Source organism: Kineococcus indalonis, assembly GCF_009906395.1.
GTDB classification, from domain to species: domain Bacteria; phylum Actinomycetota; class Actinomycetes; order Actinomycetales; family Kineococcaceae; genus Kineococcus; species Kineococcus indalonis.
Window position 1 is genome coordinate 1 of record NZ_JAAALM010000208.1, and the last position, 6,479, is coordinate 6,479.

At 77.2% G+C, this 6,479-nt stretch carries 5 protein-coding genes; 3 read left to right on the top strand and 2 right to left on the bottom strand.

All coding sequences use genetic code 11. The annotated features are described in order from the left end of the window. Positions 1-4: 4 nt before the first annotated feature. Both GTR00_RS11440 and GTR00_RS11445 read left to right on the top strand, forming a co-directional pair. Positions 5-1,030: a 6-phosphofructokinase gene (locus GTR00_RS11440; protein ID WP_166611753.1), complete on the top strand. Its 1,026-nt coding sequence runs from the start codon at positions 5-7 to the stop codon at positions 1,028-1,030. Between the two features lie 79 nt (positions 1,031-1,109). Continuing rightward, positions 1,110-2,507: a class II 3-deoxy-7-phosphoheptulonate synthase gene (locus tag GTR00_RS11445; RefSeq protein ID WP_166611750.1), complete on the top strand. Its 1,398-nt coding sequence runs from the start codon at positions 1,110-1,112 to the stop codon at positions 2,505-2,507. 44 nt (positions 2,508-2,551) lie between these two features. On the opposite strand, the gene pknB is transcribed toward GTR00_RS11445, so the two are convergent. Further along, positions 2,552-4,522, bottom strand: coding sequence for a Stk1 family PASTA domain-containing Ser/Thr kinase (pknB, locus tag GTR00_RS11450; protein WP_166611751.1), 1,971 nt, complete (start codon positions 4,520-4,522; stop codon positions 2,552-2,554). A 52-nt stretch (positions 4,523-4,574) separates the two neighbouring features. Continuing rightward, positions 4,575-5,756, bottom strand: a complete 1,182-nt coding sequence (locus GTR00_RS11455) for a LysM peptidoglycan-binding domain-containing protein (protein ID WP_166611752.1) — start codon at positions 5,754-5,756, stop codon at positions 4,575-4,577. Positions 5,757-5,998: 242 nt separating this feature from the next. Between GTR00_RS11455 and GTR00_RS11460 the strand changes: the two genes are divergently transcribed. Further along, complete coding sequence (locus GTR00_RS11460) at positions 5,999-6,391, top strand: Rv2175c family DNA-binding protein (protein WP_323132410.1); 393 nt, start codon at positions 5,999-6,001, stop codon at positions 6,389-6,391. Positions 6,392-6,479 lie beyond the last annotated feature (88 nt).

Sequence of the window (6,479 nt, forward strand, 5' to 3'; positions counted from 1 at the left end):
GTGCGTGGGGCTGCTGACCGGCGGCGGGGACTGCCCCGGGCTCAACGCGGTGCTGCGCGCCGCGGTGCTCGCCGGCACCCAGCGGCACGGGATGCGCTTCGTCGGCTTCCGCGACGGCTGGCGCGGGGTGCTGGAGGGCGACGCGGCGCCGCTGACCGAGGCGGACGTGCGCCCGCTGCTCGCGCGCGGCGGCACGGTGCTCGGCTCCAGCCGCACCAACCCGCTGGCCGACGGCGTGGAGGCCGGGGTGCGGCGGGTGCGCGACTCGATGGCCCGCCTGGGTGTGGACGCCCTGCTGGCCGTCGGTGGCGAGGACACCCTGGGGGTGGCCACGGCGCTGCACGAGGCGGGCGTGCCGGTGGTCGGCGCGCCCAAGACCATCGACGACGACCTGTCCGCCACCGACGCCACCTTCGGCTTCGACACCGCCGTGCAGACGGCCGTGGAGGCGTGCGACCGGCTGGCCACCACCGGCGCCTCGCACCACCGCGCCATGCTCGTGGAGGTCATGGGCCGGCACGCCGGCTGGATCGCGCTGCACACCGGCACCGCCGCAGGCGCCCACGTGACGCTGCTGCCGGAGGAGCCGGTGGACCTCGACGCGGTCGCCGCGACGCTGCGCGAGGTCCTCGAGCGCGGCGAGGCGCCGCTGGTGGTGCTCTCCGAGGGCGCGCAGGTGCTGGGCGAGCAGGCGCTGCGCACCGCCGAGCGCGACGCGTTCGGGCACGTGCAGCTCGGCGGCGCCGGCGAGCAGCTGCAGCGCGAGCTGGAGCAGCGGCTGCCGGGGGTCTCGATGCGGTTGACGGTGCTGGGCCACCTGCTGCGCGGGGGCACGCCGTCGGCGGCTGACCGGGTGCTGGCCACCCGCTTCGGCCTGTCCGCGGTGACGGCGCTGGCGCAGGGGCGCCTGGGCACCATGGCGGCGCTGCGGGGGGTGGAGGTGGTGCAGGTGCCGCTGGCGGAGGCCACCGGGGTGCTGCGCACCGTGCCGCCGGAGCGGCGGGCGGAGACCGCCGGCCTGCGCTGGTGAGGGCCGGCGCCGGGCGCCGCCGTCCACCGGTGCCCCGGTGCGTCCCCGGCGGGGGCGGCGGGGTGGGAGACTGGCGCGCGTGAGCACCGGAACGAGCACCGCGCCCACGGCCGCGTCCTCCATCGCGTGGCCGGACCTGCCCGCCGCCCAGCAGCCGCAGTGGCCCGACGCCGCCGCGCTGGCCGAGGTCCAGGCGGAGCTCGCCTCGTACCCCCCCCTGGTGTTCGCCGGGGAGGCGGACCAGCTGCGCGCGCAGCTGGCGGCCGCCGCCCGCGGCGAGGCGTTCCTGCTGCAGGGCGGGGACTGCGCCGAGACCTTCGCCGGCGCCACGGCCGACGGCATCCGCCGCCGGCTGAAGACGATGCTGCAGATGTCCGCGGTCCTCACCTACGGCGGCGGCCTGCCGGTGGTGAAGGTCGGCCGGATGGCCGGGCAGTTCTCCAAGCCGCGCTCCAGCGACGACGAGACCCGCGACGGCGTGACCCTGCCGGCGTACCGCGGTGACGCCGTGAACGACTACGCCTTCACCGCGGAGTCGCGCACCCCGGACCCGCAGCGGCTGCTGCGGGCGTACCACACCTCCTCGGCCACGCTGAACCTCATCCGCGCCTTCACCACCGGCGGCTACGCCGACCTGCGCAAGGTGCACGAGTGGAACCGCGGGTTCGCCGCGACCGCCGCCAACGCCCGCTACGAGGCGCTGGCGCGCGACATCGACAAGGCGATGCGCTTCATGGCCGCCTGCGGCGCCGACTTCGACGCGCTGCGCACCGTGCAGTTCTTCGCCAGCCACGAGGCGCTGCTGCTGGACTACGAGCGGCCCCTGACCCGCACCCTGGACGAGGAGCCGCCCCTGGCGGGCGGCTCGCCCGTGCGCGACGTGCGCCAGGGCGGCCCGTACGACGTGTCCGCGCACATGGTCTGGATCGGGGAGCGCACCCGCCAGCTCGACGGCGCGCACGTCGACTTCGCCTCGCGCATCCGCAACCCCGTCGGGGTCAAGCTGGGGCCGAAGACCTCCGTGGACGACGCGCTCGCGCTGGTCGACAAGGTCGACCCGTACCGCGAGCCGGGCCGGCTGACGTTCATCACCCGCATGGGCGCCGGCACGATCCGCGACGCGCTGCCCGCCCTGGTCGAGGGCGTCACGCGCGCCGGGGCCCAGGTGACGTGGGTGTGCGACCCCATGCACGGCAACACGATCACCTCCACGAGCGGCTACAAGACCCGCCGCTTCGACGACGTCGTGGACGAGGTCCGCGGCTTCTTCGAGGTGCACCGCGCGCTGGGCACCGTGCCCGGCGGCCTGCACGTCGAGCTCACCGGCGACGACGTCACCGAGTGCCTCGGCGGCGCCTACGACATCGACGACGAGGCGCTGGGCACCCGCTACGAGTCGCTGTGCGACCCGCGGCTGAACCACCAGCAGTCCCTGGAGCTGGCCTTCCTGGCCGCGGAGATGCTCGCGCAGCGCTGATCCGCGCCCGGTCGCCGCCGCCCGCGCGGGCGGCGGCGACCGGTTCACACCACGGTCAGCGTGATCGTGGAGCCCTTCGGCACGGACTGCCCGGAACCGGGCTCCACCGAGCGCACGGTGCCGAAGATGCCGCCCAGGACGTTCTCCACCCGCACCTCGAAGCCCAGCTCCTCCAGGGTCGCGCGCACCTCCTCGACCCGCCCGCCCTGCAGCCCGTCGGGCACGCGCACCAGCGGCGGGCCGCTGGAGACGACCAGCCGCACGGCGTCGCCGCGGAACAGCGTGCCGTCGGCGGGGTTCTGCGAGACCACCGACCCGGCCGGCACGGTCTCGCTGCTGCGCTGCACCGGCTCCCCGCCCACCACCAGGCCCGCGTCGCGGATGCGGGTGCGCGCGTCCTCCAGCGGCGCCCCGACCACGTCGGGCACGGTGATCGGCTCCCGGCCCCGGGAGACCACGAGGTTCACCGGCGAGTCGTGCGGCACCGAGGTCGTCGCGGCGGGGTCGGAGCGCACCACGTGCCCCCGCGGCACCTCCTCGCTCCACTCCTCACCGACGGCGCCGACGGCCAGGCCGGTGTCCACCAGCGCCCGCTCGGCCTCGCCGCGCTCGCGCCCGGCCAGCTCCGGCACCGCGAAGTGCTCCACGCCCCTGCTGACGACGACGGTGACGGTGCCGTCCTTGCGCACCCGCTCGCCGGCCGCCGGGTCGGTGCCCACCACCTGCCCCTGCGCGACGGCGTCGCTGAACTCCTCGCGGCGCTCCACGGCGAAGCCGTCGGCGCGCAGGTGCTGCACGGCCTGCTCGGGGGAGCGGCCGGCGACGTCGGGGGTGGTGGTGAAGGCGCCGGGCCCGGCCATGAACCACCACGCCACGCCCGCGGCGACGGCCAGCACCACCAGGGTCAGCACCATGGCCAGCACCCCGCGCCGCCCGCGCCGCCCCGGCCGGGCCGGCACCGCGGCGGCGGGCGCCGCCCCGTCCTCCCCGTCCGCGCCACCGGCGCCGTCCGGCTCGTCCGCCGGAGCGGGGACCGCGAGCGCGGACGGCGCGGCCGCACCGTCGGCCAGGTCCAGGCGGACGGTGGAGCCGTCGGAACCGGCGCCGCCGACGCGCCGGCCGCGCGAGGACAGCTGCGCGGGCGTCAGCTCCGCGCGCACGGCCCGCACCCGCACCAGCATGTCGCCGGCGTCGTGGGGGCGGTCGTCGGGGTCCTTGGCCAGCGCGTCGAGCACGAGGCGGTCCACCGCGGCCGGGATGCCCGGCACCACCGCCGACGGCACGGGCCGGTCGTCGTAGACGTGCTGGTACGCCACCCGCAGCGGCGTGTCGCCGGTGAAGGGCGGCGCCCCGGTGAGCACCTCGAACAGCAGCACCCCGACGCCGTACACGTCGCTGCGCGCGTCGGCGATGCCGCGCGAGACCTGCTCGGGGGCCAGGTACTCGGCGGTGCCGAGCAGCTCCGCGCCGGTGGCCGCGGTGCTGGCCTGCGTGGGGCCCGCCGAGCGCGCCAGCCCGAAGTCGCCCACCTTCACGCGCCCGTCGTCGCCGACGAGCACGTTGCCGGTCTTCACGTCGCGGTGCAGCAGCCCCTTGCGGTGCGCCTCGGCCAGCGCGTCGAGGACGGCGGCGGTCACGTCCAGGGCCTCGCCGACGCTCAGCACGCCCTTCTCGTGCACGACGTCGCGCAGGGTGCGGCCGTTGACCAGCTCCATGACCAGGTAGGCGGTCTCCACCCCGTCGTCCTCGCCGTGGTCCACGCCCTGGTCGAGCACCGAGACCACGCCCGGGTGCGCCAGCCGCGCGGCGGACTTCGCCTCGCGCACGAAGCGCTGGCGGGCCACCGGGTCGTGCGCGAGGTCGGCGCGCAGCACCTTCAGCGCCACCTCGCGGTCCAGGCGCAGGTCCTCGGCGCGGTAGACGATCCCCATGCCGCCGCGGCCCAGGCGCCCCAGCACGCGGTAGCGCCCGTCCAGCACGCGCCCGACGAGCGGGTCGGAGAGGGTGGCGTCCACGGTCAGCGAGTCTAGGCAGAGCCCGCACCCGGGCCCGGGACCGCCGCGCGCGTCAGCGGAAGCGGGCCTGCAGGGTCTGCACGTTCGCCACGTAGCGGCGGGTGTCGTCGTACATGCCGCGCGAGCGCACCGACGCCTGCCCCTGGTAGTAGGAGGCGATGGCGATGTCCGGCGGGTTGCTGGCCACCAGGGTGCGCAGGATCACCACGCCGGCCCTGGCGTTGTCGCGGGGGTCGAACAGGTCGATCTCCTCGCCCAGCAGGTCCGAGGCCCACTCCCCGGAGCTGGGGATGACCTGCATGGCGCCGATGGCGTTGGCGTGGGAGACCACGCCCATGTTGAAGCCGGACTCCTGGTAGCCGATCGCCAGCGCCAGGGAGGGGTCCACGCCCAGCCGCACGGCGGTGGAGCGGATGATCTCGCGCATCTCCTCGCGGCCGGGCAGGTCGGCGCGCGCCAGGCGTGAGCGGTTGGCCTGCACGGCCGCCGACACCGAGCCCGCCTGCTGCGCGGCCGGCGGCGCGGCGGGGGTGGGTTCCGGCTCCGGGGCCAGCACCAGCTCCTGGCCCTCCACGATGAAGCCGGTGCGGTCCAGGCCGTTGAGCTCCACGAGCGTGGCCACCGTGGTGCCGGTGCGCGCGGCGATGCCGGACAGGGTGTCGCCGGGGCGCACCACGTAGGTGGCCGGCTCGGCGCGGCGCGAGCTCGCACCGGTGCCCGGGCCGGCGGACGGGCCCAGCTTCAGCACCTGCCCGGCGCGGATGAACCCGCGCGCGTCCAGGCCGTTGGCCTCGCGCAGCGCCCCGACGGTGGTGCCGTGCAGCGCCGCGATCGACGAGAGCGTCTCGCCGGCGACCACGGTGTGCTCGGCGGGCGCCGGGGCCGGCTCCCGGCCGCCCGCGTCCCGGCCGGGGGCGGGCACGCGCAGGCGCTGGCCCTCCACGATCGCCGCGTCGGCGTCGAGCCCGTTGGCCCGCACGATCGCGCCGACGCTGCTGCCGGTGCGGGCGGCGATGCCCCCGACGGTGTCCCCGCGCCGGACGGTGACGACCTGCTCGCCGTCCTGGGTGGCGCTGGCGTGGGCGGCGGTGGGCGCGGCGGCGCCGGTGGCCGCGGCGGCGGCGGGCACGACCGCGGTGGGGCCCGCGGCCCCGACGAGGGCGGCCGCGGCCAGCCAGCGGCTGCGGCGGCGGGGCTCCTCGGGGCTGGTCGGGTCGTCGCCGTGCTCGGCCATGCGGGGTCCTCCCGTGGTCGTCGCTGTGCCGGGCCCGGCCGGCGGTGCGGGTGGTGCCAGCGGTGCTGGTGGTGCGGTGGTGCCGGTGGTGCGGTGCTGCTGGGACGGTGCCGGTGGCCCGGACGCTCCGCAACCTACCCGAGCGCACCGGGCGCACCGCTCCCCACGATGGATCACCGCGCGCCCGCGGTGTGGGAGGTGCGCGGTCGTGTCGTGCCGCCGGGAGGTGGCAGGCTTGGAGCGTGGTCGCACCGCTGAGAGCAGAGATCGCCCGCGAGCAGGGCGACGAACTGGACGCCCTGGTCCCCGAGTGGCTGACCGTGCCCGACGCCGCGCAGGTCGCCGGGGTCGACCTGCGCACCGTGCGGCGCTGGCTGCAGGAGCGCGAGCTCCTCGCCGTGCGGCGCGGGGAGCGCTCGGTGGCCTCGATCCCGGCGGCCTTCGTCACCGCCGAGGGGCCGCTGAACCACCTGCGCGGCACGCTGTCGGTGCTGGCGGACTCCCGCTACAGCGACGTGGAGACCATCCGCTGGCTGTTCACCCCCGACGACACCCTGCCGGGCACCCCCATCGACGCGCTGAAGGCCAACCGCAAGACCGAGGTGCGCCGGCGGGCGCAGGCGCTGTCCTTCTGAGCGCCGCACCGCCCGGCGCCCCGGCCCGCGCGGGCCGGGGCGCCGGCGCTCAGCCCGCCGAGCGCCAGCGCGCCTCGCGCCGCCGGGC

Bases quoted from the DNA above. Each gene is read 5' to 3' on its own strand.
- GTR00_RS11455 (WP_166611752.1), bottom strand. From the start codon at position 5,756: ATGGCCGAGCACGGCGACGACCCGACCAGCCCCGAGGAGCCCCGCCGC.